This window comes from Kribbella sp. NPDC049584 (assembly GCF_040675555.1).
Classification (GTDB): Bacteria; Actinomycetota; Actinomycetes; order Propionibacteriales; family Kribbellaceae; genus Kribbella.
The window spans coordinates 611,900-637,445 of the sequence record NZ_JBFAPF010000001.1 but is presented as its reverse complement, the minus strand read 5'-3'; the positions used below and the strand labels follow the sequence as shown (position 1 = coordinate 637,445).

The following is a 25,546-nucleotide window of genomic DNA, read 5'->3' as shown; positions in this document are numbered from 1 at the left end:
TGCCGCCATGCGGATCGCTGTGTTCCATCCCGGTGCGATGGGATCGAAGCTGGCCGGACAGTTGGTCGCTGCGGGCCATGAGGTGCACTGGGTCCCGGAGGGTCGCAGCGAGGCGTCCAGGGCGCGGGCCGAGGAAGCCGGTCTGATCAGTACGCCGTTCGCCCAGGCCATTGAACGTGCCGAGGTCGTCCTGTGTTCGTGCGCACCGCAGGGTGCCGTGGACGTTGCCAAGCAGGTCGGCAGTCAGGGATTCAGCGGTCTGTACGTCGAGGCGAATCCGCTGTCGCCGACGTCGCTCCGCGAGGCCCAGTCCGCCGTACCCGATGCGACCTTCGTCGACGCCGGCGTGGTCGGGCCGCCGCCGACCGGGGGACCGAGCCCGACCCACCTGATGCTGTCCGGTGCTGCGGCCGGCGAGGTCGCCGCGTTGTGGGACGGGACCGCGGTCACCCCGATGGTGGTCGGCACGGAGCCGGGTGCGGCCAGCGCGGCGAAGTCGTCGTACGCGCTCTACAACAAGGGCAAGGCGGCGCTGGCAGTACTGGCGTTCCAGCTCGCCGAGAAGCACGGCGTGACCGAGGCACTCGTCGCTCAGCAGACCCGCGCCGACGGAGGTTCGCTGAAGGACCCGGCGCTCCCGGAGCAGCTCCGCAGCGTCGCGTGGCGCTGGGGCCCCGAATTCGACGAACTCGCCGAAACCCTGGACAACGCCGGCCTCGAAGGCGACGCAGCCCGCGCCCTCCGCCAGGTCTGGACCAAACTCACCTGAACACCGGCCGCCCGTAGTCAATGGCGCACATATGGCGACCAGGTACGTCGCCCGCAAACGTTCCGATGTGCGGCCGGAAACGGGTCACGGGAACCCACGGCGCGTGGGGAGCAAAGTGCCACGGTAGGACGATTTCCCGTCTGGGCGGAGTGGTGGGTAGACTGTTTTGGTTGCCTCGGCGAGGGACGCCCCCCGAGAAGTGCAGGGCGCGGCTCCGTGATCGACGCGGTGGTTCGTTGCCTGACGCCTTCTCCGGGGTCAGCAGGCGCCCGCTGAGGCCGCAGCCGAGTTCCATACAGACAACTGATCACCGCAACGCTTTTAGGAGTTCATCTCGTGGCCGAGGTCAAGATCCAAGCCGAATCGCGTACGGAGTTCGGCAAGGGGGCTGCCCGCCGAATCCGCCGGGACAACAAGGTTCCCGCCGTCCTCTACGGCCACGGCAGTGACCCGGTGCACATCACGCTGCCCGGTCACGACACCATGCTGGCCCTGAAGACCGCCAACGCCCTGCTGATGATCGAGGTCGAGGGCGGAGAGTCCCACCTCGCGCTGCCGAAGCAGGTCCAGCGCGACCCGCTGAAGGGCTTCATCGAGCACGTCGACCTGGTCATCGTGCGCCGCGGTGAGAAGGTCCAGGTCGACATCGCCGTCCACCTCGAGGGCGAGGCCGTCAGCGACGCGCTGGTCGTCCTGGAGGCGCCGAGCATCCTGGTCGAGGCCGAGGCGACGCACATCCCCGACGGTGTCACCGTGTCGATCGAGGGCCTGGAGATCGGCGCCCAGATCCACGCCTCCGACCTGAAGCTCCCGACCGGCACCACGCTGGCCATCGAGCCGGACACCCTGGTCGTGAACGTCACCGCCCAGCCGACCGCCGAGCAGGTCGACGCCGAGATGGCCGAGGCCGAGGCCGAGGCCGGCGTGCAGCGCGACGAGCCGACCGCTGCCGAGGAGCCGGTGGCCGCCGCGGCCGAGTAGTCTGCACTCGGCATCAGCAGCCGAACTTCAGGAGGGCCGGGATCCGTGGCGGACGACGTGTGGTTGGTCGTCGGACTGGGGAATCCCGGCCCTTCCTATGCCCGCACCCGGCACAACATCGGTCAGCTGGTGGCCGACGAGCTGGCCGCCCGGACCGGCGGGAAGTGGAAGCAGAGCAAGCAGGTCAAGGCCGAGGTGATCGAGACCCGGATCAGCGGCCTGCGGGTGGTGCTGGCCAAGCCCCGCGCGTACGTGAACGAGTCCGGCGGTCCGGTCTCCGGCCTGCTGAAGTTCTTCAAGCTCGACCCGGCCAACCTGCTCGTCGTCCACGACGAGCTCGACATCGACTTCGGCGTACTGCGGTGCAAGTTCGGCGGCGGGGACAACGGCCACAACGGGCTCAGGTCGCTGCGGAAATCGCTTGGCACCGGTGAGTACTATCGAGTGCGGTTCGGTGTGGGTCGTCCGCCGGGCCGGCAGGCGCCAGCCGACTTCGTCCTCAACGAGTTCTCCTCGGCCGAACGCAAGGATCTTCCGTTCGCCGTCGACCGGACCGCGGACGCCGTCGAGTGCCTGCTCACCGACGGCCTCGACGCCACCCAAGGGAAGTACAACTCGTGAAACTGAGCGGTCTGGTCGACACCCTGATCACCGATCCGGTGGTGTCCGAGGCCGTTCGTGACGCCCGCAGTGACGGTGTCACGACCCTCGACCTGAGCGCACCCGGCCCCGTGCGCCCGGTCCTGCTCGCCGCGATCGCGGCGGCCCAGAACGGCGCCGACCGCCCGGTCCTCGCGGTCACCGCCACCTTCCGCGAGGCGGAGGAGCTCACCGAGGAGCTGCAGTGCCTCGTCGAGGAGCCCGGCACCGTCGCCTACTACCCGGCGTGGGAGACGCTCCCGCACGAGCGACTCTCGCCCCGTTCCGACACGGTCGGCCGGCGTCTCGCCGTACTGCGGCGTCTCGTGCACCCCGATCCGTCCGACGAGACCACCGGGCCGATCAAGATCCTGGTCGCGCCGGTGCGATCCGTGCTGCAACCGCAGGTGGCCGGCCTGGCCGATCTGAAGCCGGTGCAGCTGCACGTCGGCGACTCGGTCGAGCTCGAGGACGTTGTCGAGCGGCTCGCGGGAGCGGCGTACCACCGGGTCGATCTGGTCGAGCGCCGCGGAGAGTTCGCGGTCCGCGGCGGCATCATCGACGTGTTCCCGCCGACCGAGGAGCACCCGCTGCGGGTCGACTTCTTCGGCGACGACGTGGAAGAGATCCGGTACTTCGCGGTCGCGGATCAGCGCTCGCTGGAGATCGCCGAGCACGGTCTGTGGGCGCCGCCGTGCCGCGAGCTGCTGCTGACGGACGAGGTCCGTTCGCGCGCCGCCGTACTGGCCAAGGAACACCCCGAGCTGGCCGAGCTGTTCGAGAAGCTCGCCGAGGGGCATGCCGTCGAGGGCATGGAGTCGCTGGCTCCGGTGCTCGTGGACGACATGGAGCTGCTCGTCGACCTGATGCCCGCCGGTGCGCACGTCATCGTCAGCGATCCCGAGCGTGTTCGCGCCCGGGCGCACGATCTGGTCGCGACCAGCCAGGAGTTCCTGGAGGCGTCGTGGGCCGCGGCCGCCGGTGGTGGCGAGGCCCCGATCGACCTCGGCGCGGCGGCGTACATGTCGCTGGGTGACGTCCGGGCACATGCCCTGGGCAAGGGCCTGGCCTGGTGGAGCCTCTCGCCGTTCGCGGCAGCGCCGACGGACACGCCGGAGCTGCGCGACTCGATGGGCGAGCGCGTCTCGTTCGACATCGACGCCGAGGCCGGTGCGGTCACGAGCAAGATCCTCGCGGTCCACGAAGTCGATCCGTACCGCGGTGAGACGGCGGCCGCGACCGAGGACATCCGCGGCTGGCTGCGGGACGGCTGGCGCGTCGTCTGCGTCACCGAAGGACACGGTCCCGCGCAACGTCTGGCCGAGGTGTTCTCCGAGGCCGAGCTGCCGGCCCGTGTGGTCGAAGGGATCGAGGAGATCCCCGAGCCCGGCGTCGTACTGATCTCGCAGGGGCAGCTGGACCACGGCTTCATTGCCGACGGCATCAAGTTCGCCGTCCTCACCGAGAACGACCTGGCCGGCCAGCGATCCGCGGCCGAACGCCGTTCGCAGCAACGGATGCCGTCGCGGCGGAAGAAGACGATCGACCCGCTGGAGCTGCAGCCGGGCGACTACGTCGTGCACGAGCAGCACGGCGTCGGCCGGTACGTCGAGATGATGCAGCGGACCGTCGGCTCGGGCTCACAAAAGGCCACCCGCGAGTACGTCGTGATCGAGTTCGCGCCGAGCAAGCGCGGTCAACCGGGCGACCGGCTGTACGTGCCGACCGACCAGCTCGACCAGGTCACGCGGTACGTCGGCGGCGAGCAGCCGACGCTGGACAAGATGGGCGGCGGCGACTGGGCCAAGCGCAAGGGCCGCGCCCGCAAGGCCGTCCGCCAGATCGCCGGCGAGCTGATCAAGCTGTACGCCGCGCGCCAGGCGACCAAGGGGCATGCCTTCGCCAAGGACACCCCGTGGCAGCGCGAGCTCGAGGACGCGTTCCCGTTCGTGGAGACGCCGGACCAGCTGGCCACGATCGAGGACGTCAAGCGCGACATGGAACGCGTCATGCCCATGGACCGGATCGTGTGCGGTGACGTCGGCTACGGCAAGACCGAGATCGCCGTACGGGCCGCTTTCAAGGCAGTGCAGGACGGCAAGCAGGTCGCCGTACTCGTGCCGACCACGCTGCTCGTGCAGCAGCACTATGCGACCTTCGCCGAGCGGTACGCCGCGTTCCCCGTCAATGTGGCGCCGCTGTCGCGGTTCCAGACCGACAAGGACGCGAAGGCGACGATCGACGGCCTCGCCGACGGGTCGGTCGACGTGGTGATCGGGACGCACCGGTTGTTCAGCGGCGAGGTGGCGTTCAAGGATCTCGGCCTGGTCGTGGTCGACGAGGAGCAGCGGTTCGGCGTCGAGCACAAGGAGCAGCTGAAGCGGCTGCGGACGGCCGTCGACGTACTGACGATGTCCGCGACGCCTATCCCGCGGACGCTGGAGATGTCGATCACCGGCATTCGCGAGATGTCGACGATCGCGACCCCGCCGGAGGAACGGCACCCGGTGCTGACATTCGTCGGCGCGTACGACGAGCACCAGGTCACCGCCGCGATCCGGCGCGAGCTGCTCCGGGAGGGGCAGGTCTTCGTCGTCCACAACCGGGTGAACACGATCGAGAAGGCCGCCGCGCGGATCCGTCAACTGGTGCCCGAGGCGCGGGTGTCGGTCGCGCACGGCCAGATGAACGAGCACACGCTCGAGCAGGTCATCCAAGGCTTCTGGGAGAAGCAGTCCGACGTCATCGTCTGTACGACGATCGTCGAGTCCGGGATCGACATCTCGAACGCGAACACGATGATCGTCGAGCGCTCCGACCTGCTCGGGCTGTCGCAGCTGCACCAGCTCCGCGGTCGCGTCGGCCGAGGCCGCGAGCGTGCGTACGCGTACTTCTTCTTCCCGCCGGAGAAGCCGCTCACGGAGACGGCGCACGACCGGCTGGCCACGATCGCGCAGCATGCCGATCTGGGCGGCGGTATGGCGGTCGCGATGAAGGACCTCGAGATCCGCGGCGCGGGCAACCTGCTCGGCGGCGAGCAGTCCGGGCACATCGCGGACGTCGGCTTCGACCTGTATGTCCGGCTCGTCGGCGAGGCGGTCGCGGAGTACCGCGGCGACACGCAGGCCGAGGAGCCCGAGGTCAAGATCGAGCTCCCGATCGACGCGCACCTGCCGCACGACTACATCCCGTCGCAGCGGCTGCGGTTGGAGATGTACCAGCGGCTGGCGGCGGTCCGCGACGAGGAGGGCATCGCCGAGCTGGTCGAGGAGCTGCACGACCGGTACGGCGAGATCCCGCAGGCCGTGCTGAACCTGATCGAGGTGGCGAAGTTCCGCAACCACGCCCGCCGGGCGGGGCTACACGACGTCACCCTGCAGGGGAACCTGATCCGGTTCGGGCCGGTCGAGCTGCCCGATTCCAAGGTGCTCCGGCTCAACAGGCTGTACCCGAAGAGTCTGGTGAAGCCGCAACTGCATACCATTCTGGTGCCGAGACCGGCCACCAGGCCGGTCGGCGGTCAGCCGCTCCGCGACCAGGAGTTGCTGCAATGGTGCACCCGGTTGATCGACGACGTGATCGGCGAACCTATTGTGGTGCCGGCGTGAAACTTACGAGTGGGATACGAGGAGATTCGGTGAGCACACGGCTACGGGCTCTCGGTGCGGTGGCGGCGATCGTGCTGCTGACCGGTGGTTGCGCGGCGGGCACACACCCCGGCGCGGCGGCCGTTGTCGGCAACACCGAGATCAGCATCGGTGACGTCGACAAGACCTCGCAGGCGGTGACCACGGCGCTCGGGCAGAACTACAACACCGCCGCCGCGCTCAGCGACCTGGTGAACAACGCGATCCTCGGGCAGCTCAAGCAGGACAAGTCGATCTCGGTGACCCCCGCGGAGACCGCCGTGGCGGCCAGGAGCGCGGTCGGCGAAGACGACGCGACGTACCAGAAGTTCCAGACCGACACGGTCTCGCGCGACTTCCTGAACGAGGTCGCGACGGCCGCGGTCGTCACGATCAAGCTCGGCGGCGGCACGATCAAGGACCTGCAGGACCAGGCCAAGCTGCAGCAGGGCCTGCTGGCGGTCAAGGACGCCTCCAAGGACATCAAGGTCTCGGTCGCGCCCCGCTTCGGCCAGTGGACCGACGGCAAGCTCGACACGACGGTCTCCGGCTCGCTGTCGGTCGAGTCCGACCAGACCGCCGCCAAGCGCAAAGCCGCCGCCGACGCGGCCCAGCAGGCCCAACCCCAGGGCTGACGGTTCATGAGTAGCGGTGGGACGATCACGGTCGTACTCACCAGTCCCCGGGTCGCGCCGGGCCTGCTGACCCGCGCGACCTGGCAGGCGCTCGAGGCTGCCGACGAGATCGGCGCCGCGGGCGGTCCGGACCGGCCCGATGTGCAGGCCGTGATCGGCTCGGGGCTGGTCGTCACCCAGGTCGAGGCCGGCGTGTCCGGCGCCTGGACCTGGCTGTCGTCCGCGGCCGCCGACGGTCGACAGGTCGTCTGGCTCACCGGGGACGACGGCGAGCCGGGGCTACTCCGGGCCGTGTCCGACGAGCTTGTCCGCGAGCCGTCGTACCAGGTTGAGATCATTCACGGCTCGTACGACGTGCCTGGAGCCCGGCTGATCGACCTCGTGCGGGTGATGGACCGGCTCCGGCGCAACTGCCCGTGGGACCAGGAGCAGACCCACGAGAGCCTCGCGAAGTACCTGCTCGAGGAAACCTACGAAACCCTCGAGGCCATCGACACCGGCGACCTCTCGCACCTGCAGGAGGAGCTGGGCGATCTGCTGCTGCAGGTCGCGTTCCACTCGCGGATCGCCGAGGACAACCCCGACGAGGCCTTCACGATCGACGATGTCGCCGGCGGCATCGTCGAGAAACTCGTCCGCCGCCACCCGCACGTCTTCGGCACCGTCGACGCCGCGGACGCCGCCGCCGTCGAGGCCAACTGGGAGACCATCAAGGCCGCCGAGAAGCAGCGCTCATCGGTCCTCGAAGGCATCCCCCTCGCCCTGCCTGCGCTAGCCCTCGCCGACAAGGTCCTGGGTCGTTCCGCGAAGGTCCTCCCGTCGGACGCCGCGACCCCGTCGGTCACCTCCGCGGACCAGATCGGCCCGGAGCTCCTCGCCATCGTGCGCGAAGCCCGCCGCCTCGGCGTCGACGCCGAGCAGGCGCTACGGCAGGCCGTCGGCGAGTTGGCCGACCAGGTCCGCGCGGCCGAGACCGCCTAATTTAATTCACCGGCGGGACGGGCTGACGGCTGACAAGCTGAAGGCGTGGATATCACCGAGGTACTGCGGGAGCACTGGAACCTGAAGCCCGATGCCGTCGAGCCGCTCACTGGCGGGATGAACTCCGCGGCGTACCTGGTCTCGGGTGATGGCCGGCGGCTGGTGCTGAAGGCTGTTGATGCGGACGACACCGCCTTCGAGCCAGGCCTCGCGCTCGCTGCGCGACTGGACGACGCCGGGCTCACCACCGGCCGGCCGACGCCCAACAATCACGGGCGGCTCGTGGAGCGGGTCGACGGGCGGCAGGTTGCGCTTCTCGAGTACGTCGACGGGCTGGAGCTGGTCGAGACCGATCAGGCCGAGATCGGCGAGTTCCTCGGGCGGGTGCACGCGGCCGCAGGCGTGGAATCCGGCGATACGGCCGACTGGCTGCATTTCATGCTGCCGCTCGAGGCGAGTCTGGATCTCGAGCCCTGGATCCGGCCGGCGGTCGAGGGCGCGGTGACCGAAGCGATCGCGCTCGGTCAGCTCTCGTGGGCCTGGCTGCACGGTGATCCGGCCGCCGAGGCGTTCCGGCGGCGGCCCGACGGCGAGGTGGCGCTGATCGACTGGGGGAGCGCCATGCAGGGTCCGATCCTGTACGACGTCGCATCCGCCGTCATGTACACCGGCGACCAGGTAGTCCCGGCGTACCTGCGCCAACGCCCCGAGCTGTCCGCCGAGCTGGACCGCGGTCTGGGCACCTTCCTGCGGGTCCGCTGGGCTGTCCAGGCAGCGTACTTCGCCTGGCGTATCACCAACGATGTCCTGACCGGCATCTCCGGCCCCGCCGACAACCTCAAGGGCCTGGCTGACGCACGTCGCTCGTTCGGCAGGTAGGCATTGTGGCCTGGATCAGATCTACTCTCGTCAGAGAGAATGGTACGAATCCCTGGGGATGGAGACACGATGAAGAAGCTGATCGCACTGGCCGGACTCGCCGTTCTGGCCGTAGCCGGCGTCGCCACGCCTGCCGCTGCCGCCGGCCCGGACTGCTCGGTCCTCGTCCAGTGGTGCTGACGCCCGCTGACCAGCGAGACCTAACCGACGCGCCCCGCGCGCTCGGCGTGCAGGTCTCGTAGTACGGCTGCCTCGGTCGTTTTCCAGTTCTTGAAGAGGTAGCGGTTCGCGACGACCGGCGTGATCGCGCGGATCACGTCCGGCTTGTCGTCGATGAAGTGCGTAATGCCGAGCTCGGCGCAGTGGATCGCCTTCTGCGGGCGCCGCAGGCAGAAGCGGACGTTGCCTTCGGCAACCCCGGTGCGCTCCCAGAAGCGATGGTGCGCGAGCCACTCCAATGAGCGTTGCTGGATCCGCGGTCCGCACTTCGACACCAACCAGGTCTCGTCGAACAGCGGCACCAGCCGCGCGATCGCCTCGAAAGCACCTGGTACTGCGGGAGTACGCAGCATGGCTGCTGTGTCCCCGGAGAAGAACGACGTGTCACCGGGCCCGGATGGTCCGTTGATGATCACCCGTCCGATATCGATTCCCAATCTGTTCATGTCTCCAGCGTCGGCTGCGGTAGCTATCCAGCAGAACTACTTCTTATCGACATAGCTATAGTTTCTGTTGATGGAGTTGGTAGCGGAGGATCTGCAGGCGTTCGCGGTGTTCGCGGAGCACCGCAACTTCACGCGCGCGGCCGATGTCCTGCACGTCAGTCAGCCCGCGCTGCATACGCGCATCCGGAAGCTGGAAGGCCGGCTTGGGGAGCGGCTGTATGTGAAGCAGGGCCGGCAGCTGTTGCTGACCGAAGCCGGGGAAATGCTGGCCGCCTTCGCACATGACACGAAGGACCGGACGGCAGACTTCCTGCGCACCTTGGGTGCAGCTCCGGCGCGCCCGCTGGTCGTGATCGCCGGCTCAGGCACATACCTCTACCTGCTCGGCGACTCACTCCGGCGCTACCTGACCCGCGGACGTGAACTTCGGCTGCGTACTGCGGACGCGGGCGAAACGTTGGCTGCGATCCGGGACGGGTCCGCGGACGTCGGCGTTACCGCGCTCGGCATCCCGCCTGACGACCTGGAATGCAGGCTGCTGGTGCAGGTCCCACAGGTGCTGATCGTTCCGAAGGGTCACCGGCTCTCGGAGCGTCGTACCGTGCGCCTGAAGGACCTGCAGGACGAAGCGCTCGTCGTACCGCCGAAGGACCGTCCGCATCGGCAGCAGTTGGAGCGGAGCATGCTCGACCAGGGGATCCGGTGGTCCGTCGCGGTTGAGGCGGAAGGGTGGGAACTGCTGGTCCACTTCGTCCGTCTCGGCATCGGACCGGCCGTCGTCAACGGCTCCGTGCGTACGACGGCAGCCGTGCGGAAGATCCCGGTCAAGGATCTGCCGCCGGTCCGGTACTACGTCGTGTCGCGGCCGGGCCGGGATGAGCGGGTGGAGGAGCTGATGAGGATGTTGACGTGAGTCGCAACAGCCGAGCGATCTCCAAGCTGCTCCGCCACGCCGCGGGTGAGCGTGGCCTCACGATGAGTGCGGACGGCTGGGCGGCCATCGACGACGTCCTGCAAGAACTCGCCATGGACCGCGCCGCCCTGGACAGGGCGGTCGAGGAGAACGACAAGCAGCGGTTGCAGGTGGACGGCGACCGGATCCGCGCATGTCAGGGGCATTCGTTGGTGGGGATGCCGGTGACACGTGAAGCCTTGGAGAACAGTTGGGAACGGGTGCACCCCACGGACCTGCTCTGGCACGGTACGACGCGGGCTGCGCTGGCTGCGATCGAGCGGGAGGGCTTGCGGCCGGGACGTCGTACGCATGTCCACCTGGCGCCGTCGAAGGACAGCCACGTCGGGAGAAGATCGCGCGTAGAAGTCTTGCTGGGTGTGGATTCCGGCGATCTCGCGGTCTTTCGGGCGCCCAACGGAGTGTTACTGACGCGGGAGATACCTGTGGATGCGATCGTTAGGACCGACCCTGACCGGGGCGGTGGGGCGGGGCCGACATGACACAGTCCACTGAGGCTGGTGGTCTGGAGGCTAGGCTCGGGACCGATTCGTCATCGAGAACTTGGGAGTCAATGTGGCCACCATCGAGGCCGTCGGCGCCCGCGAGATCCTCGACTCGCGCGGCAACCCCACTGTCGAGGTCGAGGTTCTGCTCGACGACGACACCGTCGCCCGGGCGGCCGTCCCGTCGGGCGCGTCCACCGGTCAGTTCGAGGCCGTCGAGCTGCGTGACGGCGACAAGGAGCGGTACGGCGGCAAGGGTGTCCAGAAGGCGATCACCGCGATCCTGGAGGACATCGACAAGGAGATCGTCGGGTACGACGTCCACGAGCAGCGGCTGATCGACCAGGCCCTGCTGGACCTGGACGGCACCCCGAACAAGGCCAAGCTCGGCGCGAACGCCATCCTCGGCGTCAGCCTCGCGGTCGCCAAGGCGGCGGCGGACAGCTCCGGCCTGCCGCTGTTCCGCTACGTCGGCGGCCCGAACGCGCACGTCCTGCCGGTGCCGATGATGAACATCCTGAACGGCGGCGCGCACGCGGACAGCAACGTCGACGTGCAGGAGTTCATGATCGCCCCGATCGGCGCCGCGACGTACGGCGAGGCGCTGATGCAGGGCGCGACCGTCTACCACGCGCTGAAGGCGGTGCTGAAGGAGCGGGGCCTGTCCACCGGTCTCGGCGACGAGGGCGGTTTCGCGCCGAACCTGGCCAGCAACCGTGAGGCCCTCGACCTGATCGCGGTCGCGATCGACAAGGCCGGTCTGCAGCTCGGCAAGGACATCGCCCTGGCGATGGACGTCGCGGCGAGCGAGTTCCACACCGACGGCGTGTACGCGTTCGAGGGCGGCAAGAAGTCCGCGGACGAGATGATCGCCTACTACGCCGACCTGGTCGCGTCGTACCCGATCGTCTCGATCGAGGACCCGCTGAACGAGGAGGACTGGGACGGCTGGAAGAGCCTGACCGGTCAGCTCGGCGACAAGATCCAGATCGTCGGCGACGACCTGTTCGTCACCAACGTCGAGCGGCTGCAGCGCGGCATCACCGAGAAGGCGGCGAACAGCCTGCTGGTCAAGGTGAACCAGATCGGCTCGCTGAGCGAGACCCTGGACGCCGTCGACCTGGCCCACCGCAGCGGCTTCACCTGCATGATGAGCCACCGCTCCGGCGAGACCGAGGACACCACGATCGCCGACCTCGCGGTCGCGACCAACTGCGGCCAGATCAAGTCCGGCGCCCCGGCCCGGTCCGACCGCACCGCGAAGTACAACCAGCTGCTCCGGATCGAGGAGGAGCTCGACGACGCGGCGACGTACGCCGGTCGCTCGGCCTTCCCGCGGTTCCAGGGCTGACGTTTCGGAGGTTCAGGTATGCCGTCCCGTCGGGAATCCGGTGCACGCCCCGGCTCGCGTCCGTCGAGCCGGACCCAGTCGCGTCCACCGGCCCGACGGGGCGACCAGCCCAAACGCCGTACTGCGGGAACCCAGCCGGAACCGGCGCGGACCAGGGGTTCGCGCAACCTGACCGGGCGGGCGGCCGTCGTACTGCTCGTCCTCGGGGCGTTGATCGTGTCGTACGCGCAGAGCCTGCGGGTGTGGTTCGACCAGCACCAGCAGGTCAGCGCGCTGCAGCAGGAGATCCGCGACCGGGAGAAGCGGGTCGGCGAGCTGAACGACGAGATCGCCCGCTGGGACGACGACGCGTACGTGAAGGCGCAGGCGCGGCAGCGGCTCGGCTGGGTGATGCCGGGTGAGGTCGGGTACCGCGTGATCGGCGCGGACGGGAAGCCGGTCGGCGCCCCGCCGGAGCCGTCGACACCGTCGGATGGCGCGACGGACACGCAGAAGCCGACCTGGTACACGAAGCTGTGGGGCAGCGTCGAGGGCGCCGGCAAACCGCCGGTGGCCGCGACGCCGACGCCGGCTAAGCCCACCCCGAAGCCGATCATCACGCCGTCACCTAAGGAAACCAGGTGAGCGTCAGCCCCGCCGACGAAGAAGCAGTCAGCAAACAGCTCGGCCGTACTGCGCGCGGCATCCGCTCGATCGCGCACCGCTGCACCTGCGGCCTCCCGGACGTGGTCGAAACCGAGCCGCGATTGCCGGACGGCACCCCGTTCCCCACCACGTACTACGTGACGTGCCCGCGCCTCGCGTCCGCGATCGGGACGCTCGAGGCCTCCGGCATGATGAAGGAAATGACGGACCGCCTGGCGGAGGACGAGGACCTGGCCGCCCGGTACCGCGCCGCCCACGAGTCGTACCTCGCCCACCGCGAGTCGATCGAACACGTCGAGGAAATCGCCGGCATCACCGCCGGCGGCATGCCGACACGGGTGAAGTGCTTGCACGTGCTCGTGGGTCACTCGCTGGCCGCCGGTCCCGGCGTGAACCCGCTGGGCGACGAGGCATTGGAAGCTTTGGACGACTGGGGCCGCCGGGGCCCGTGTGTCTGAGCGGGTTGCGGCGATCGATTGTGGGACCAACTCGATCCGGCTGTTGATTGCCGACCTTGTGGACGGGCAACTGGTCGAGGTCGATCGCCGGATGACGATCGTCCGCCTCGGTCAGGGGGTAGACGCCACCGGAGCCTTCGCTCCCGAAGCCCTCGCCCGCGTCTTCAAGGCCTGTGAGGACTTCGCATCCGTCATCCGGTCCAGGGGTGCCAGCCGGATCCGCTTCGTGGCGACCTCCGCCGCCCGCGACGTCAGCAACCGCGACGAGTTCTTCGCAGGCGTCCGGGCCCGGCTGGACGTAGACCCCGAGATCATCTCCGGCACCGAAGAAGCCGAGCTCAGCTTCCGCGGCGCCACGACCTCGCTCGACCTCCCCGCGCCGTACCTCGTAGCCGACATCGGCGGCGGCTCCACCGAGCTGGTCCTGGGCGACGCGAACGGCGTACAAGCGGCCGAATCGCTCGACATGGGCTCCGTCCGCCTCACCGAACGCCACATCACTACCGACCCGACCAGCCCCGCCGAACTTGCCGTCATCACGCGCGACGTAGACGCCCTCCTCGACAGCACCACGGTCCCGCTGGCTCAGGCCCGCGCCTTCATCGGCGTAGCCGGCACCTGCACCACCGTCGCGGCGGTCGCCCTGGGCCTCCCGCAGTACGACCGCACGGCCGTCCACCACGCGCGCCTCTCCGCGGACGAACTGCGCCAAGCCACCACCTGGCTCACCACCTCAACCCGCGCCGACCGCGCCGCCCTCCACTCGATCCACCCCGGCCGAGTCGACGTCATCGGTGCCGGCGCACTAATCCTCCAACGCCTCTTCGACCGCCTGCCCGTCAACGCCCTAACAGTCTCCGAACACGACATCCTCGACGGAGTCGCGCTCACCCTCGCCTAGATCGCGGGGTTGTGTCACAAAATTGTGCTACCTTCGTGGCATGGTTACTCCGAACGAACACGCCGTGGGGCTGCGGGAACTGCGCCACCGGACGAGCGAGGTGCTGGCTCGCGTCCGGCATGGCGAGACGATCGATGTGACCGAGTACGGTCGGCTGGTCGCACGGATCGTGCCCGTGGAAGAGCGGGCGGCGACACCGGTGCTGGATCGGCTCACCGAGCAAGGCAGGGTGCGCACTGCAGTGCGGCCGGGGTTCAGGCCGAGGATGCGTGCCGGCGACGGCAGCGATCGGCTGAGTGATGCGCTCGCCGCACTGCGCGACGAGGAATCCTGGTGAGCCTGTACTACCTCGACACGTCGGCGGCGCTCAAGTTGCTGGTGGAAGAGAGTCATTCCAAGGCATTCGCAGACTTCTACGATCAGGCTGTCGGCGCAGCCTGGGTGAGTTCGGCGTTGCTGCGGATCGAGGTCATGAGGGCGGTGACGCGGGTCTTTCCTGCCGTGCTCCCGGATGCGCGCGATCTACTTCTTGCCTTCGACTTCATCAGTATCGACGACGACATCGTGGACGCCGCGATGAACGAACCGGATCGGATGCTGCGGTCTTTGGATGCGATTCATCTCGCGACCGCCCGGGTGCTTGGAGCGGACCTGACGGGTTTGGCCACGTACGACGACCGACTGGCTGAGGCGGGCAGGGACGCGGGCTTCGAGATCGTCAGCCCTCGCGGGTGAGGCGTTCGTTCACCTGACGCGGACGCCGTCGAGGGCGATGGTGAGGACTCGGTCGCGTTGGGCCTGGTCTACGAAGCCGGCGGCGGTGAGGCCGCTGACCATGCGGAGGAGGTCGTCGAAGGAGACGTCCTTGCGGGCCTCGCCGGCCTCCTGGGCTCGCTCGAACAGTGGCGTCCCGGCGGCATACATCGCCGCTCGCGCCGCCTTGAAGCTCTCGGTCTCGCGGTTCAGGGACTCCCAGATCGCGCGCTTGGTCGCGGCGTACTCGACGAAGCGGTGCAGCCACGTCGTCAGTGCGTCCCACGGCGGTAGATCGGCCACCTTCTCCGCGGCGATGCACAGCTCCTCGATCTCGCCGAAGTACACCGCGTTGAGCAGATCCTGACGGTTCGGGAAGTTGCGGTACAGCGTGCCGATGCCGACGCCGGCCTGGCGGGCGATGTCCTCGAGCGACGCATCGACGCCCTTGGAGGCGAACGCGTCCCGGGCGGCGGCGAGCAGGGCGTCGAAATTCCGCCGCGCGTCCGCCCGCTGCGGCCGCCGTACGTCGACCTGCAAAGCCGGCCTGCTCTGCTCGCTCACCATTCGATCACCTTAGCCAGTTGTTACCGGAGGCATACCTCCGCTATAGTGGAGGCACACCTCGACTTTACCAGGCCGGGGACTCCCGCGCCGTCGTACGGCGCGATCACACCCCTTTCGAAGGACTTCTGCATGCCTGTCATCAGGTCTGGAAACCCCCGACTGACCTTGGCGGTCCTCGCCACGGTCGTCGCATCGTTCTCGATGCTGCAGTCGCTGGTGAGCCCGGCGCTGCCCGTCATCCAGCACGACCTGCACACCACCCCGAGCACGGTCACCTGGGTCTTCACCGCGCTCCTGCTGTCCGTCTCGGTCGCAACGCCGCTCCTCGGCCGCATCGGCGACATGGTCGGCAAGGAGCGCACGCTGTTCATCGCCCTCGGCGCGCTCGCCGTCGGCTGTCTGATCGCGGCCCTCGCGCCGAACATCGGCGTACTGATCGCCGCCCGCGTCTTCCAGGGCGTCGGCGGAGCCGTATTCCCCTTGGCGTTCGGGATCATCCGGGACGAGTTCCCGGCCGAGCGCGTGCCGTCAGTGGTCGGTGTGGTCTCCGCGATCATCGCCGCCGGCGGCGGGCTGGGCATCGTGCTGGCCGGCCCGATCGTGGAGTGGCTCGGCTGGCGCTGGCTGTTCTGGATCCCGATGGCGGTCGTCACCGTGTCGACGCTGCTTGTACGCCGGTACGTCCCGGAGTCGCCGAACCGCGTCGCCGGCCGAATCGACTGGCTTGCCGCCGCCTTCCTGTCCGGCTGGCTGATCGCCCTGCTACTCCCGCTGAGCACCGGCCGCACCTGGGGCTGGGGATCGTTCCGCACCGTCGGCCTGTTCGCACTGGCCGTCGTACTGCTCGTCGGCTGGATCGCCGTTGAGCTGCGCTCACGGAACCCGCTGATCGACATGCGGATGATGCGCCGCCCGGCGGTGTGGACGACGAACCTCGTGGCGCTGCTGTTCGGCGCGGCGATGTTCGCGGTGTACGCGTTCGTGCCGCAGTTCCTGCAGATCCCGAAGGCCGCTGGGTTCGGCTTCGGAGCGAGCGTGACCCAGGCCGGCCTGCTGATGCTGCCGATGCTGGTGACGATGGCGGTCACCGGGTCGCTGAGCGGTCCGCTGGCACCGCGGTTCAACGTGAAGGCACAGGTCGTTTCCGGTTCCGCGCTCAGCTTGGTCGCGGCACTGATCTTCGCGGAGTTCCACGACCAGCAGTGGCAGGTCGCGGTGTCGACGGCCCTCTTCGGTATCGGGCTCGGGCTCGCCTACGCGTCGATGACCAGCCTGATCGTCCAGAACGTCCCACGCGAGCAGACCGGTGCGGCCACCGGCATGAACACCAACATCCGCACCATCGGCGGCTCGATCGGTACGGCGCTGGCCAGCTCCATCATCACCGGCCACCTCCAGCCCTCAGGCCTCCCCGCCGAGTCCGGCTTCACCGACACATTCCTCCTGCTGTCAGCCTTCGCCGCCGCAGCCGTCGTACTCGCCCTGGCAATCCCCAGCCCTCGCCGCAACCGGGCCATTCAGACAACCGAACCCCAGCCGCTCGAGAAACTAGCCGCCTAGTTCGTCGACGGCAGCGAGAATGCGGGCCCAAGGCAACTCCTGCCCGCCGGGTTCTCGCGGCTCGCGTACTTCCCATTCGATGAGTACGACGCCTGCCGCGCGCAGCGTCGCCAGATGACCGGCCCACGCGGGATGCCTCGCGTGGGCCGCGTTCACGCGCGGGAACACCACCATCGGCGTACTCCCGAGACCCTCGGACAGGACGGACAGCGCCTGGTTGTCCCCGATCCCGAGCGCCAGCTTGGCGACGGTGTTGGCACTGGCGGGAGTGGCGACCAACACGTCGATCGGCGGGTGCGGCCGCGGCTCGCCAGGTCGCCGGGGTTGCGAGCGCACCGGGAGGCCAGTGATGCGCTCCAGCTCCCACCGCTCGGCCGGCGCCAGCCACTCCGCTGCCGCTGGCGTGAGGGTAATCGCGACCTGGTGTCCGCGGTCGACGAGAGGCATGACCAATCCCTGCCGCAGCTGCTCGACCCCGCCGGTGGCGGACGCGACGACTCCGATGACGCTCATGTCTTTAGTCTGAGGGGATGAAGCTTCCGCATCCGTTGACGGGGCAGTTGTTTGAGAGTCCGGTGCCGCCGGGGACCGGGTGGCCGGAGGATGCTGCCGTGCGGCGTACTCCGGTGGCGCATGACCCGGGGGAGGTCGTGCGGCTCGCGGCGACCGACGACCTGCACGAGCTGGAAGCGCGAGTGTCTGTCTGCCGTGCTTGTCCGCGGCTCGTGGAATGGCGCGAAGATGTTGCTGTCGGCAAGCGGAAGTCGTTCGCCGACCAGCCGTACTGGGGCCGGCCGATCCCCGGGTGGGGAGACCCGGCCCCGCGCATCCTCATCGCCGGACTCGCGCCCGCGGCGAACGGCGGCAACCGTACCGGCCGCGTCTTCACCGGCGACCGCTCCGGCGACTGGCTGTTCGCCTCGCTCTATCGGGTAGGTCTCGCCAACCAGCCCACCAGTGAACACGCCGGCGACGGCCTCCGCCTGACCGGCGCCCGCATGATCGCCGCCGTCCGCTGCGCGCCGCCCGCCAACAAACCCACACCTGAGGAACGCGACAACTGTGCTCCGTGGTTCCGTCGCGAGCTGGAGCTGTCTCTCGCCACCACGCGAGCGATCGTGTGCCTGGGCAAGTTCGGGTACGACGCCCTGCTCAACGGTCTGGCCTCGCTGGGCGCAACCATTCCACGACCGCGTCCCAAGTTCGGTCACGCCGTGGAGCACCAAATCCCAACCCCACAAGGCGAAATCACCGTCCTCGGCTCCTTCCACCCCAGCCAGCAGAACACGTTCACCGGCAAACTCACCGAACCCATGCTCGACGCCGTCCTGATCCGCGCCAAGTCGCTGGCCGGGTTATCCACAGAGCCGCTGGAACGAGGTTGACCCGGATGATGAAGGTGGTGGAAGCTCCCGGCATGCCTCCGAAGCGGGTGTTCAGATGAGTGGTGGGAATCTGCCCGAGCAGTCCCGCGGACGTCCCGCCACGCGTCGCGAGGCGGGCGGTGTGGAGCGTTCGACCGCCACGCCGCAGATGCCCGGAGCCCATGAGGCAGCGGATATGAACTTCGTCCCGTCCCCGGACCGGTTCCACTTCTGGGACGAGCTCCACGACGACGTCAAGGCGTACGTCGAGCGCAAGGTAGGGCCGAGGATCGACTGGTGGGCCGACCGCCACAAACGCGAACGCGACCGCCCGTACGCCGTCGTACTCGGCCCGAATGGTCTAGCTGTGACGACTCCACGCGTAAATGCGCAAGGCCAGCGCACCCAGAGCGTCCGCCTGAACCAGTTCGTCCCGGCCAGCCTCAAGCACGCCGTCGTACAACAACAACCAACCAAGCCACGCGGCGCCCTACGCAACCTCGTCCCAGGCCGAGCCGGCACCACCCCCGAGCCCGCCGCCGCGCCACCCCCACAACTGAACCTCACCCAAGACATGCGCGGCTTCCTGGGCAACCTCCCCTTAGAAGCCCAACACCGCCTCCAAACCCCGTTCCTGGGCACTCAACCCGTCAAGCACTACCTCTCGTACGCCTACGGCACCGACGAGGACTACGACGCCTGGTGCTACCTGGCCGGCACCCACACAGTCACCTTCGCCTCAGGCCACTGCACCCGCCCCCCAGGCACACCCCCAACCCAAGCCACCTGGCACCTAACCTGCTACCAAGCAGAAATAGCCCACTGACCAGCGTCTGCCACCGAGCAGTCCGGCCCACGCCAACCGCAAGCCGATGAGGTGCCCGGGACGGGATTCGAACCCGTATGCCTGTTAGGGCCGCGAGGTTTAAGCTCGCTGCGTCTGCCGTTCCGCCACCCGGGCGTCGGGACGAGAGTACTAGGGGCCCGCCTCCTCGTCCCACGCCTACTGCGCGGCACTCGGCGGGCACCTCGCCGTGCTGGAGCGAAGGGAACGATGAACACCGCATCGACCCCTCCGCTCCAGCACACCGAGGCACTCCGCCGAGAACCTGCTCGCTACGGCGTGGGACGAGGAGGCAGGCCCGGTTACTGGTAGTTCTTCCGGGGGTAGACGGCGTGGGCGCCGGCCACCCGGTCGAGGAAGAGTTTGCCGTTGCAGTGGTCTATCTCGTGCTGGAGGGCTCGAGCTTCGAAGGCGTCGGTGGTGATGGTCACCGAGTCAGTGGTCCCGGGCAGTACGCCGCGTACGGTCAGCCGGGTCGCCCTTTTGACGTCGCCGGTGAAGTCGGGGACGGACATGCACCCCTCACGCGCCTTCTCGTTGCGAGAAGCCTCGAGGACGACGGCGTTGCAGAGGACGAACACCCCATGACAAGTACGAGTCTTCGGGTGATCGCTCACATCCAGCGAGAACATCTGCGCCGCCACTCCGACCTGCGGCGCGGCCAGCCCGACGCACCCGGGGGAGACCCGCATCGTCGCGACCAGGTCGGCCGCCAACTGGATCACGAACGGGTCGAGCGGGTCCACCGAGGCGCCTTCAGCGGCCAGCACCGGATGCGGCGCCCGGACCACGTCCAAAACAGCGCCCTCGACGTCCAGCAACTTAGGGGACCAGGAGGAGATCACAGGTCGTCGCTCTCCGCCGGGCGCAGGGTGACGCCGACCCCGAGCTCCTCAGCGGTGATCTCGAGCGCCCGGTCCAGCATCTCCAGCTCGGCGGACGGCGGCAGCTCGACCTCCGCGGTCAGCACGTACAGCCCACCGCTCAGCCGCGTCGCGAGATCCGTGATCGTCCCGCCGGCCGCCGCGATCATCCGCGTCACCGCGGCGACGATCCCGGGCCGGTCGGCACCGTGCACACTCAGCATGTACGGCGCGCCGATCGGCGCGTGCTCGTGCTCGGGCCCCATCGTCCGCACCGTGATGACCAGCTCGCTCTGCAGCGGCTCGAGCGCCGCCTCCACCTCGTCGATTGGCCCCGCGCAGACGATCATCATCGCGAAATGGCCGCGCAGCAGCGTCATCGTGGAGTCCTCGAGGTTGACCCCGGTGCCGACCAGGGCCCCGGTGACGTCCGCGATGATGCCCGGGCGGTCCGGGCCGATGACGGTGACAGCGAGCTGACTCATGCCCGGCAACCTACCGTTGACCTAAGTACCGCAAGAAAGCGACTTCGGTATCCGGACAACCCCAACGGCCGCGGAAAACGCTTACGCACCGCTACATTCGGACCATGAAGGAGCTCTTCCGCCGGAGTACACGCGACTGGATCGTGGACAGTCTCGTCTTCGTGGTGGCGGTGCTGACGGGGTTCCTGCTGTACGAGGCGGGCAGCAAGGACCCGATCAGCCCGGGTCTACTCGCGATCGACTTCTGGGTCGGGATGGCGCTGTGCGTCACGCTCTGGTTCCGCCGGCGCTGGCCGGTCCAGCTCGCGATCGTCGGCGCCGCCGTGTCGACGTTCTCGGACACGGCCGGGACAGCCGCCCTGATCCTGATCCTCACTGTGGCGATCCATCGCCCGCTGCGGACGACCATGCTGATCTTCGGAGTGAACGCGATCAGCCTGGCCGCCTACATCAAGATCCGGGACAAGCCGGACGACCCGGCGGCCATCGTGATCGCCGCGGTCGCTCTGTACGCCGCCGTGGCCGGCTGGGGTCTCTACATCCGATCGCGCCGCCAGCTCCTGCAGACGCTGCGGGACCGTGCCGATCGCGCCGAGACCGTCGCGAGACTCGAGGCCGAACAGGGCCAGCTCCGGGCCCGCGAGGAGATCGCCCGCGAGATGCACGACGTACTCGGGCATCGGCTCTCGCTGCTCAGCGTGCATGCCGGCGCGCTCGCGTACCGCCCGGACGCGTCGGCGGGCGAGGTCGCCGGCGCGGCCGAGATCATCCGGGCCAGCGCGCACCAGGCGCTGCAGGATCTCCGCGAGGTGATCGGCGTACTGCGGGCTCCCGTCGGCGAGCTCCCGCAGCCGGCGTTCTCCGATCTGCCGGCCCTCGTCGACGGCTCCCGCGAGGCGGGCATCCCCGTCGACCTGACCCTCGACGCACCGGGCGCGATGCCCGAGCACGTCGGGCGTACGGCGTACCGCATCGTGCAGGAAGGCCTCACGAACGCGGTCAAGCACGCGCCCGGTGAGCCGGTGACGATCAGCGTGACCGGTGCCCCCGGCAACGGATTGTCGGTCGAGCTGCGCAATCCCGCGCCCGACCGCAGACGCGGAGACGGCCAAGGTTTGAAGGGACTCAGCGAACGCGCCGCGCTGGTCGAAGGCCGGATCGAACACGGCCGCACGCCCGAAGGCGATTTCCGCCTCTACGCCTGGCTACCGTGGCCGGCATGACCATACGCGTGCTGATCGTCGACGACGATCCGTTGTTGCGGGCCGGGCTGAAGCTGATGCTGGGTGGCGCTCAGGACATCCGCGTGGTTGGCGAGGCCGGCGACGGTTCCGGCGTACAAGGGCTGATCGATCGGCTCGCGCCGGACGTGATCCTGATGGACATCCGGATGCCCGGCACCGACGGCCTGACCGCGACCGAGACGGTACGACGACGTCCGGGCGCGCCCGAGGTCGTCATCCTCACCACCTTCGACGCCGACGAGCACGTACTCCGGGCGCTCCGCGCCGGCGCGGCCGGGTTCGTCCTGAAGGACACCCCACCCGGCGAGATCGTCGAATCGGTACGCCGGGTCGCGGCCGGCCAGCCCGTACTCTCACCGGCCGTCACCAAACGCCTCATCACGCGCGTCGCCGACTCGGGCCAGGACAGTCGCAAGGCCAAGGCCGTCGCCCGGCTCGCCGGCCTGAACGACCGCGAACGCGAGATCGCCGTCGCCGTGGGGGAGGGGAAGTCGAACGCCGAGATCAGCGCGACGCTCTACCTCAGCGTCCCGACCGTGAAGACACACGTCTCCCGCATCCTCACCAAGCTCGACCTGAACAACCGCGTCCAGATCGCGCTGCTGGTCCACGACGCGGACCTGCTGCACTGAGCAGCTGCATTGATAAGGCCGGCCCCCGGCGAGTCGAGGGCCGGCCGATCAGGTGGTTACGACTGGGTCGCCCTGCGGAACTCGTCGTGCGGGGTCTGCAGGCTGCCGAGGCTGGTGACCTCGCGGCGGAAGAACAGAGCCAGCGTCCAGTCGAGGATGACGCGGGCCTTCCGGTTCAGGGTGGGGACGCGGGACACGTGGTACGTCCGGTGCAGGAACCAGGCCAGCCAGCCCTTCACCTTCACGCCGTACAGCTGGGCGACGCCCTTGTGCAGGCCGAGGCTCGCGACCGAGCCGACGTACTTGTGCCGGTAGTCCTGCGGCGGCTGCCCGTCGATCACCCGGAGGATGTTCGCGGCGAGCTGGTGCGCCTGGCGGACGGCGTGCTGCGCGTTCGGGGCGCAGTACGCACCGGTGTCGCTGGTCAGGTCCGGTACGGCGGCGTTGTCGCCGGCGGTCCAGGCGTCGTCGACGCCTTCGATCCGCAGGTTCGCCAGCGTCTTGATCCGGCCCTTCTCGTCCAGCGGGAAGTCGGTCGCGGCCAGCGCCGGGTTCGCCTTCACGCCGGCGGTCCAGACGATCGTGTCCGCGTCGAACTCCTCGCCGTCGCTGAGGATCACGTGGCCCTTCTCGCAGGACTCCAGCCGGGTCTCCAGCTTGATGTCCATGTTGCGCTTGCGGAGCTGGTCCACCGTGTACCGGCCGAGGTCCTCACCGACCTCGGGCAGGATCCGCCCGGTGGCCTCGACCAGGACCCAGCGCATGTCCTCGGGCTCGATGTTGTCGTAGTAGCGGGTGGCGTAGCGGGCCATGTCCTCGAGCTCCGCGAACGCCTCCACACCGGCGTACCCACCGCCGATGAAGACGAACGTCAGCGCGGACTTGCGCAGCACCGGGTCGGGCTGGGACGACGCGACGTCGAGCCGGTCGAGGACCTTGTTGCGCAGCGCGATCGCTTCCTCGACGTTCTTGAACCCGGTGGCCTCGTCGGCCAGGCCGGGGATCGGCAGGGTCCGGGCGATCGAGCCGAGCGCGACCACGATCTGGTCGTAGGCGAGCTCGTACTCCGGGCCCTCCTCGGGCATCACCTTGGCGACCTTGTGCGCGTGGTCGATACCGGTCACGCGGCCGGTCACCACCCGGCAGCCCTTGAGGGTCTTGCGCAGCGGTACGACGACGTGCCGCGGCTCCACCGAGCCGGCCGCCGCCTCGGGCAGGAACGGCTGGTAGGTCATCACCGACCGCGGGTCGACCACCGTCACGCGGATCCGGCCCTTGCGGGCGGCGCGACGCAGGCCGTACGCGGTGTACATCCCGACGTAACCGCCTCCGACGACGAGGATGTGCGGTACCTGGGCTGTCATGCGGTTCACTCCTCCTGAGTGGTTCTCCGACTTCATGTTCACTTCAACCCTAAGCGCTCGTGAAACATTTCACAAACCCTCCCGCGAGTGATCTCACCCACCGAACATCCCCCACCCGAGGGACCTCTCATCCCCTCATGGTGAGGCGGTATACGGAGATATGGGAAGGGGAGTCGGCGGTGAACGGCGTGCCGGTCCAGTCGGCGTGGCGGGATTCCAGCGTGAAGCCGGCGAGTTGGGCCATCAGGTCGAGTTCGGACGGCCAGATGTAGCGGTGCGGGGTCCGGCCGAGCTCTGCTTGGGACCCTTCGCCGAAGTGGAAGTGGTGCGAGACGACGTGCTGGTTCAGTACGTCGTACGTGTCCAGCAGGATGTAGCCGGGCTCCGCAATGCCGACTGTGGCCGGCGTACCGGGTGGAAGTCGACGGAGTTCGGGGACCCAGAGCTCGATGACGAAGCAGCCGCCGGGCGTGAGGTGCCGGGCGGCGTTGCGGAAGCACGCGACCTGCTCTTCCTGGGTGAGCAGGTTCGAGATCGTGTTGAACACCAAGTACACGAGGCTGAACTCACCGGTCGCGCGGACGATGGACATGTCACCCAGAACCACCGGAATCGCAGCCTCGTCGACCTTCGTGCGGAGTTCCACGATCATGGCGGTGGACAGCTCGATCCCGCTCACCTGCACGCCCCGCTCCGACAGCGGTACGGCGACTCGCCCGGTGCCGATCGCGAACTCGAGTGCCCGCCCACCGTCCGCGAGCTCGGCCAAGCGGTCCACAGTGGGCCCGAGGATGTCGGGTACGAACATCCCGGTGCCGGGCGTGTCGTACCGCCGAGCGACCTCGGCGTTCCAGAGCTGTGAACCTTTGGTCCACTGCATGACATCCTCGGCGCCGTCTTCGGCGGTCTTGGTGAAGCCGAGGCGGTCGTAGAGGCGGCGGGCGTCGAGGTTGTCGCGTTCGACGTGCAGTTCGAGCGGTACGCCGCGGGCTGCGGCCTCGGACTGCAGTTCGGTGATGATCGCTGTGCCGATTCCGCGGTTCTGGGCGTCGGGGTGGAGCTGGATGCCGTTCAGCTCGACGGATTCCGGCGTACGGCTGACGCGCAGGCGGCCGATGGGCCGGCCGTCGAGTTCGATGACGTTGAGGTCGGTTGTCGGGTCGTCGATCGACTCGAGGCTCCACTCCTCGAAGCCGCCGCGCCAGTCGGCCTCGTCGAAGTCCGCGGGCAACCGGCCCTGAGCGCGAGTTGCGGTGAGGCTGACGTCGGCGAGGAACGCGACGTCGCCGGGGTCCGCCGGACGGATGCGGTACGGCGGGGTGGTCACTCGCCGACCTCGCCGTCGGTTGCTTCGCGGAGGAGGTCCAGTTGGCCGAGGTGGCGGGCGGTTTCCTCGATGATGTGGGCCACGGCGTACCGGAGGTTGAACGTCATACCCTCCGAGCGGGCCCGGTCGTCGAAGGACGCGGCGGCGGTGATCTCGCGGGAGCGGGCGCATTCGGTCCGGTACGCCGTCAGGATGCCTTCGACGGTGTCGTCGGGTGCGATCGGGAAGCAGCCGTGTGGGTCGTCCTCGGACCACGGCCATTCGAGGTCCAGGCCGGCGAAGTCGATGGAGAACCAGAAACGTTCGACCGCGGTGAGGTGTTTGACGATGCCGGCCGGCGTCAGCACGGATGGATCGACGGGCCGGGCGAACGCTTGACCCTCGGTCAGACCGCTGAGCTTGAGTTCGACCGTCGAGCGGAGGAAGTCGAGCAGGCCGGTGAGCGTACTGCGTTCGTCGGCGTCCTCAGGTGGCCGGGTGCGAGTGATCTCGGGCATCCGCCAACGGTAGGCGCGAGAGAGTTCCGCGAGAAGGGTTGATCGGGACAGGTGTAGT

Annotated in this window: 28 protein-coding genes and 1 tRNA gene; 20 read left to right on the top strand and 9 right to left on the bottom strand. The window is 68.6% G+C overall.

The features are described from left to right. Positions 1-7: 7 nt before the first annotated feature. The 7 genes from AB0J62_RS03155 (at position 8) to AB0J62_RS03125 (ending at position 8,510) form a co-directional block, all read left to right on the top strand. Positions 8-769, top strand: coding sequence for an NAD(P)-binding domain-containing protein (locus AB0J62_RS03155; RefSeq protein WP_363863824.1), 762 nt, complete (start codon positions 8-10; stop codon positions 767-769). A gap of 336 nt (positions 770-1,105) precedes the next feature. Next, positions 1,106-1,750, top strand: a complete 645-nt coding sequence (locus AB0J62_RS03150) for a 50S ribosomal protein L25/general stress protein Ctc (RefSeq protein ID WP_134108103.1) — start codon at positions 1,106-1,108, stop codon at positions 1,748-1,750. A gap of 45 nt (positions 1,751-1,795) precedes the next feature. Beyond that, positions 1,796-2,371, top strand: a complete 576-nt coding sequence (pth, locus tag AB0J62_RS03145) for an aminoacyl-tRNA hydrolase (protein ID WP_363863820.1) — start codon at positions 1,796-1,798, stop codon at positions 2,369-2,371. Next, the gene (gene mfd / locus AB0J62_RS03140) at positions 2,368-5,997 is read left to right on the top strand and encodes a transcription-repair coupling factor (RefSeq protein WP_363863817.1); all 3,630 of its coding nucleotides are present in this window, start codon (positions 2,368-2,370) and stop codon (positions 5,995-5,997) included. The genes pth and mfd overlap by 4 nt, the downstream gene beginning before the upstream one ends. Positions 5,998-6,026: 29 nt before the next feature. Then, the gene (locus AB0J62_RS03135) at positions 6,027-6,650 is read left to right on the top strand and encodes a hypothetical protein (RefSeq protein WP_363863814.1); all 624 of its coding nucleotides are present in this window, start codon (positions 6,027-6,029) and stop codon (positions 6,648-6,650) included. A 6-nt stretch (positions 6,651-6,656) separates the two neighbouring features. Further along, positions 6,657-7,631 carry a MazG family protein gene (locus AB0J62_RS03130; RefSeq protein WP_363863811.1) on the top strand — a complete coding sequence of 325 codons (975 nt, stop codon included), beginning with the start codon at positions 6,657-6,659 and terminating at the stop codon, positions 7,629-7,631. Positions 7,632-7,676: 45 nt separating this feature from the next. Next, positions 7,677-8,510 carry a phosphotransferase gene (locus AB0J62_RS03125; protein WP_363863808.1) on the top strand — a complete coding sequence of 278 codons (834 nt, stop codon included), beginning with the start codon at positions 7,677-7,679 and terminating at the stop codon, positions 8,508-8,510. 200 nt (positions 8,511-8,710) lie between these two features. On the opposite strand, the gene AB0J62_RS03120 is transcribed toward AB0J62_RS03125, so the two are convergent. Next, entirely contained in the window at positions 8,711-9,175 is a 465-nt protein-coding gene (locus AB0J62_RS03120) for a hypothetical protein (RefSeq protein ID WP_363863805.1), read from the bottom strand. Between the two features lie 70 nt (positions 9,176-9,245). Here AB0J62_RS03120 and AB0J62_RS03115 point away from each other — a divergent pair, with 70 nt between their 5' ends. The 8 genes from AB0J62_RS03115 to AB0J62_RS03080 all read left to right on the top strand — a co-directional run bounded on the left by AB0J62_RS03115 (position 9,246) and on the right by AB0J62_RS03080 (position 14,723). After that, positions 9,246-10,088: a LysR family transcriptional regulator gene (locus AB0J62_RS03115; RefSeq protein ID WP_363863802.1), complete on the top strand. Its 843-nt coding sequence runs from the start codon at positions 9,246-9,248 to the stop codon at positions 10,086-10,088. Continuing rightward, positions 10,085-10,630, top strand: a complete 546-nt coding sequence (locus AB0J62_RS03110; protein WP_363863799.1) for an RNA 2'-phosphotransferase — start codon at positions 10,085-10,087, stop codon at positions 10,628-10,630. Before AB0J62_RS03115 ends, AB0J62_RS03110 begins: the two co-directional genes overlap by 4 nt. A gap of 73 nt (positions 10,631-10,703) precedes the next feature. After that, the gene (gene eno / locus AB0J62_RS03105; RefSeq protein WP_363863796.1) at positions 10,704-11,984 is read left to right on the top strand and encodes a phosphopyruvate hydratase; all 1,281 of its coding nucleotides are present in this window, start codon (positions 10,704-10,706) and stop codon (positions 11,982-11,984) included. A gap of 18 nt (positions 11,985-12,002) precedes the next feature. After that, positions 12,003-12,608, top strand: a complete 606-nt coding sequence (locus AB0J62_RS03100) for a septum formation initiator family protein (RefSeq protein WP_363863793.1) — start codon at positions 12,003-12,005, stop codon at positions 12,606-12,608. Next, positions 12,605-13,087 carry a DUF501 domain-containing protein gene (locus tag AB0J62_RS03095; protein ID WP_363863790.1) on the top strand — a complete coding sequence of 161 codons (483 nt, stop codon included), beginning with the start codon at positions 12,605-12,607 and terminating at the stop codon, positions 13,085-13,087. The genes AB0J62_RS03100 and AB0J62_RS03095 overlap by 4 nt, the downstream gene beginning before the upstream one ends. Continuing rightward, positions 13,080-13,988, top strand: coding sequence for a Ppx/GppA phosphatase family protein (locus AB0J62_RS03090; protein ID WP_363863786.1), 909 nt, complete (start codon positions 13,080-13,082; stop codon positions 13,986-13,988). Before AB0J62_RS03095 ends, AB0J62_RS03090 begins: the two co-directional genes overlap by 8 nt. Positions 13,989-14,028: 40 nt before the next feature. Next, entirely contained in the window at positions 14,029-14,325 is a 297-nt protein-coding gene (locus tag AB0J62_RS03085; protein ID WP_363863783.1) for a type II toxin-antitoxin system prevent-host-death family antitoxin, read from the top strand. Further along, on the top strand, positions 14,322-14,723 hold the full coding sequence (locus AB0J62_RS03080; RefSeq protein WP_363863780.1) for a type II toxin-antitoxin system VapC family toxin: 402 nt from the start codon (positions 14,322-14,324) through the stop codon (positions 14,721-14,723). The genes AB0J62_RS03085 and AB0J62_RS03080 overlap by 4 nt, the downstream gene beginning before the upstream one ends. A 9-nt stretch (positions 14,724-14,732) precedes the next feature. Here the strand turns inward: AB0J62_RS03080 and AB0J62_RS03075 are convergent, their stop codons facing one another. Continuing rightward, a complete protein-coding gene (locus tag AB0J62_RS03075; protein ID WP_363863777.1) occupies positions 14,733-15,308 on the bottom strand; it encodes a helix-turn-helix domain-containing protein in 576 nt (191 codons plus the stop codon). Between the two features lie 129 nt (positions 15,309-15,437). Here AB0J62_RS03075 and AB0J62_RS03070 point away from each other — a divergent pair, with 129 nt between their 5' ends. Beyond that, positions 15,438-16,868 (top strand): MFS transporter, encoded by a 1,431-nt coding sequence (locus tag AB0J62_RS03070; RefSeq protein WP_363863774.1) that lies wholly within the window; start codon positions 15,438-15,440, stop codon positions 16,866-16,868. On the opposite strand, the gene AB0J62_RS03065 is transcribed toward AB0J62_RS03070, so the two are convergent. Further along, positions 16,857-17,381, bottom strand: coding sequence for a flavoprotein (locus AB0J62_RS03065; RefSeq protein ID WP_363863771.1), 525 nt, complete (start codon positions 17,379-17,381; stop codon positions 16,857-16,859). The two genes, AB0J62_RS03070 and AB0J62_RS03065, sit on opposite strands and share 12 nt — an antisense overlap. A 17-nt stretch (positions 17,382-17,398) precedes the next feature. Between AB0J62_RS03065 and AB0J62_RS03060 the strand changes: the two genes are divergently transcribed. Together AB0J62_RS03060 and AB0J62_RS03055 are read left to right on the top strand one after the other, a co-directional pair. Then, positions 17,399-18,253 (top strand): uracil-DNA glycosylase, encoded by an 855-nt coding sequence (locus AB0J62_RS03060; RefSeq protein ID WP_363863768.1) that lies wholly within the window; start codon positions 17,399-17,401, stop codon positions 18,251-18,253. Positions 18,254-18,308: 55 nt separating this feature from the next. Further along, a complete protein-coding gene (locus AB0J62_RS03055; RefSeq protein ID WP_363863765.1) occupies positions 18,309-19,058 on the top strand; it encodes a hypothetical protein in 750 nt (249 codons plus the stop codon). A 52-nt stretch (positions 19,059-19,110) separates the two neighbouring features. Here the strand turns inward: AB0J62_RS03055 and AB0J62_RS03050 are convergent. The 3 genes from AB0J62_RS03050 to AB0J62_RS03040 form a co-directional block, all read right to left on the bottom strand. Continuing rightward, positions 19,111-19,193 (bottom strand) — tRNA-Leu (locus AB0J62_RS03050). Between the two features lie 185 nt (positions 19,194-19,378). Then, positions 19,379-19,897: a peptide deformylase gene (locus AB0J62_RS03045; protein WP_363863762.1), complete on the bottom strand. Its 519-nt coding sequence runs from the start codon at positions 19,895-19,897 to the stop codon at positions 19,379-19,381. A gap of 20 nt (positions 19,898-19,917) precedes the next feature. Then, complete coding sequence (locus AB0J62_RS03040; RefSeq protein ID WP_363863759.1) at positions 19,918-20,424, bottom strand: ACT domain-containing protein; 507 nt, start codon at positions 20,422-20,424, stop codon at positions 19,918-19,920. Positions 20,425-20,528: 104 nt separating this feature from the next. Here AB0J62_RS03040 and AB0J62_RS03035 point away from each other — a divergent pair, with 104 nt between their 5' ends. After that, positions 20,529-21,647 carry a histidine kinase gene (locus AB0J62_RS03035; protein WP_363863756.1) on the top strand — a complete coding sequence of 373 codons (1,119 nt, stop codon included), beginning with the start codon at positions 20,529-20,531 and terminating at the stop codon, positions 21,645-21,647. Then, a complete protein-coding gene (locus AB0J62_RS03030; RefSeq protein ID WP_363863753.1) occupies positions 21,644-22,300 on the top strand; it encodes a response regulator transcription factor in 657 nt (218 codons plus the stop codon). The genes AB0J62_RS03035 and AB0J62_RS03030 overlap by 4 nt, the downstream gene beginning before the upstream one ends. A 56-nt stretch (positions 22,301-22,356) precedes the next feature. Here the strand turns inward: AB0J62_RS03030 and AB0J62_RS03025 are convergent, their stop codons facing one another. The 3 genes from AB0J62_RS03025 to AB0J62_RS03015 form a co-directional block, all read right to left on the bottom strand. Next, positions 22,357-23,664 (bottom strand): NAD(P)/FAD-dependent oxidoreductase, encoded by a 1,308-nt coding sequence (locus tag AB0J62_RS03025; protein WP_363863750.1) that lies wholly within the window; start codon positions 23,662-23,664, stop codon positions 22,357-22,359. A gap of 127 nt (positions 23,665-23,791) precedes the next feature. After that, complete coding sequence (locus AB0J62_RS03020; RefSeq protein WP_363863747.1) at positions 23,792-24,991, bottom strand: bifunctional GNAT family N-acetyltransferase/class I SAM-dependent methyltransferase; 1,200 nt, start codon at positions 24,989-24,991, stop codon at positions 23,792-23,794. Beyond that, positions 24,988-25,488 carry a DinB family protein gene (locus AB0J62_RS03015; RefSeq protein WP_363863744.1) on the bottom strand — a complete coding sequence of 167 codons (501 nt, stop codon included), beginning with the start codon at positions 25,486-25,488 and terminating at the stop codon, positions 24,988-24,990. The genes AB0J62_RS03020 and AB0J62_RS03015 overlap by 4 nt, the downstream gene beginning before the upstream one ends. Positions 25,489-25,546: the final 58 nt, after the last annotated feature.

Bases quoted from the DNA above. Each gene is read 5' to 3' on its own strand.
- AB0J62_RS03155 (WP_363863824.1), top strand. From the start codon at position 8: ATGCGGATCGCTGTGTTCCATCCCGGTGCGATGGGATCGAAGCTGGCC.
- AB0J62_RS03130 (WP_363863811.1), top strand. From the start codon at position 6,657: ATGAGTAGCGGTGGGACGATCACGGTCGTACTCACCAGTCCCCGGGTC.
- AB0J62_RS03120 (WP_363863805.1), bottom strand. From the start codon at position 9,175: ATGAACAGATTGGGAATCGATATCGGACGGGTGATCATCAACGGACCA.
- AB0J62_RS03115 (WP_363863802.1), top strand. From the start codon at position 9,246: ATGGAGTTGGTAGCGGAGGATCTGCAGGCGTTCGCGGTGTTCGCGGAG.
- AB0J62_RS03100 (WP_363863793.1), top strand. From the start codon at position 12,003: ATGCCGTCCCGTCGGGAATCCGGTGCACGCCCCGGCTCGCGTCCGTCG.
- AB0J62_RS03085 (WP_363863783.1), top strand. From the start codon at position 14,029: ATGGTTACTCCGAACGAACACGCCGTGGGGCTGCGGGAACTGCGCCAC.
- AB0J62_RS03075 (WP_363863777.1), bottom strand. From the start codon at position 15,308: ATGGTGAGCGAGCAGAGCAGGCCGGCTTTGCAGGTCGACGTACGGCGG.
- AB0J62_RS03070 (WP_363863774.1), top strand. From the start codon at position 15,438: ATGCCTGTCATCAGGTCTGGAAACCCCCGACTGACCTTGGCGGTCCTC.
- AB0J62_RS03065 (WP_363863771.1), bottom strand. From the start codon at position 17,381: ATGAGCGTCATCGGAGTCGTCGCGTCCGCCACCGGCGGGGTCGAGCAG.
- AB0J62_RS03060 (WP_363863768.1), top strand. From the start codon at position 17,399: ATGAAGCTTCCGCATCCGTTGACGGGGCAGTTGTTTGAGAGTCCGGTG.
- AB0J62_RS03055 (WP_363863765.1), top strand. From the start codon at position 18,309: ATGAGTGGTGGGAATCTGCCCGAGCAGTCCCGCGGACGTCCCGCCACG.
- AB0J62_RS03040 (WP_363863759.1), bottom strand. From the start codon at position 20,424: ATGAGTCAGCTCGCTGTCACCGTCATCGGCCCGGACCGCCCGGGCATC.
- AB0J62_RS03035 (WP_363863756.1), top strand. From the start codon at position 20,529: ATGAAGGAGCTCTTCCGCCGGAGTACACGCGACTGGATCGTGGACAGT.
- AB0J62_RS03030 (WP_363863753.1), top strand. From the start codon at position 21,644: ATGACCATACGCGTGCTGATCGTCGACGACGATCCGTTGTTGCGGGCC.
- AB0J62_RS03025 (WP_363863750.1), bottom strand. From the start codon at position 23,664: ATGACAGCCCAGGTACCGCACATCCTCGTCGTCGGAGGCGGTTACGTC.
- AB0J62_RS03015 (WP_363863744.1), bottom strand. From the start codon at position 25,488: ATGCCCGAGATCACTCGCACCCGGCCACCTGAGGACGCCGACGAACGC.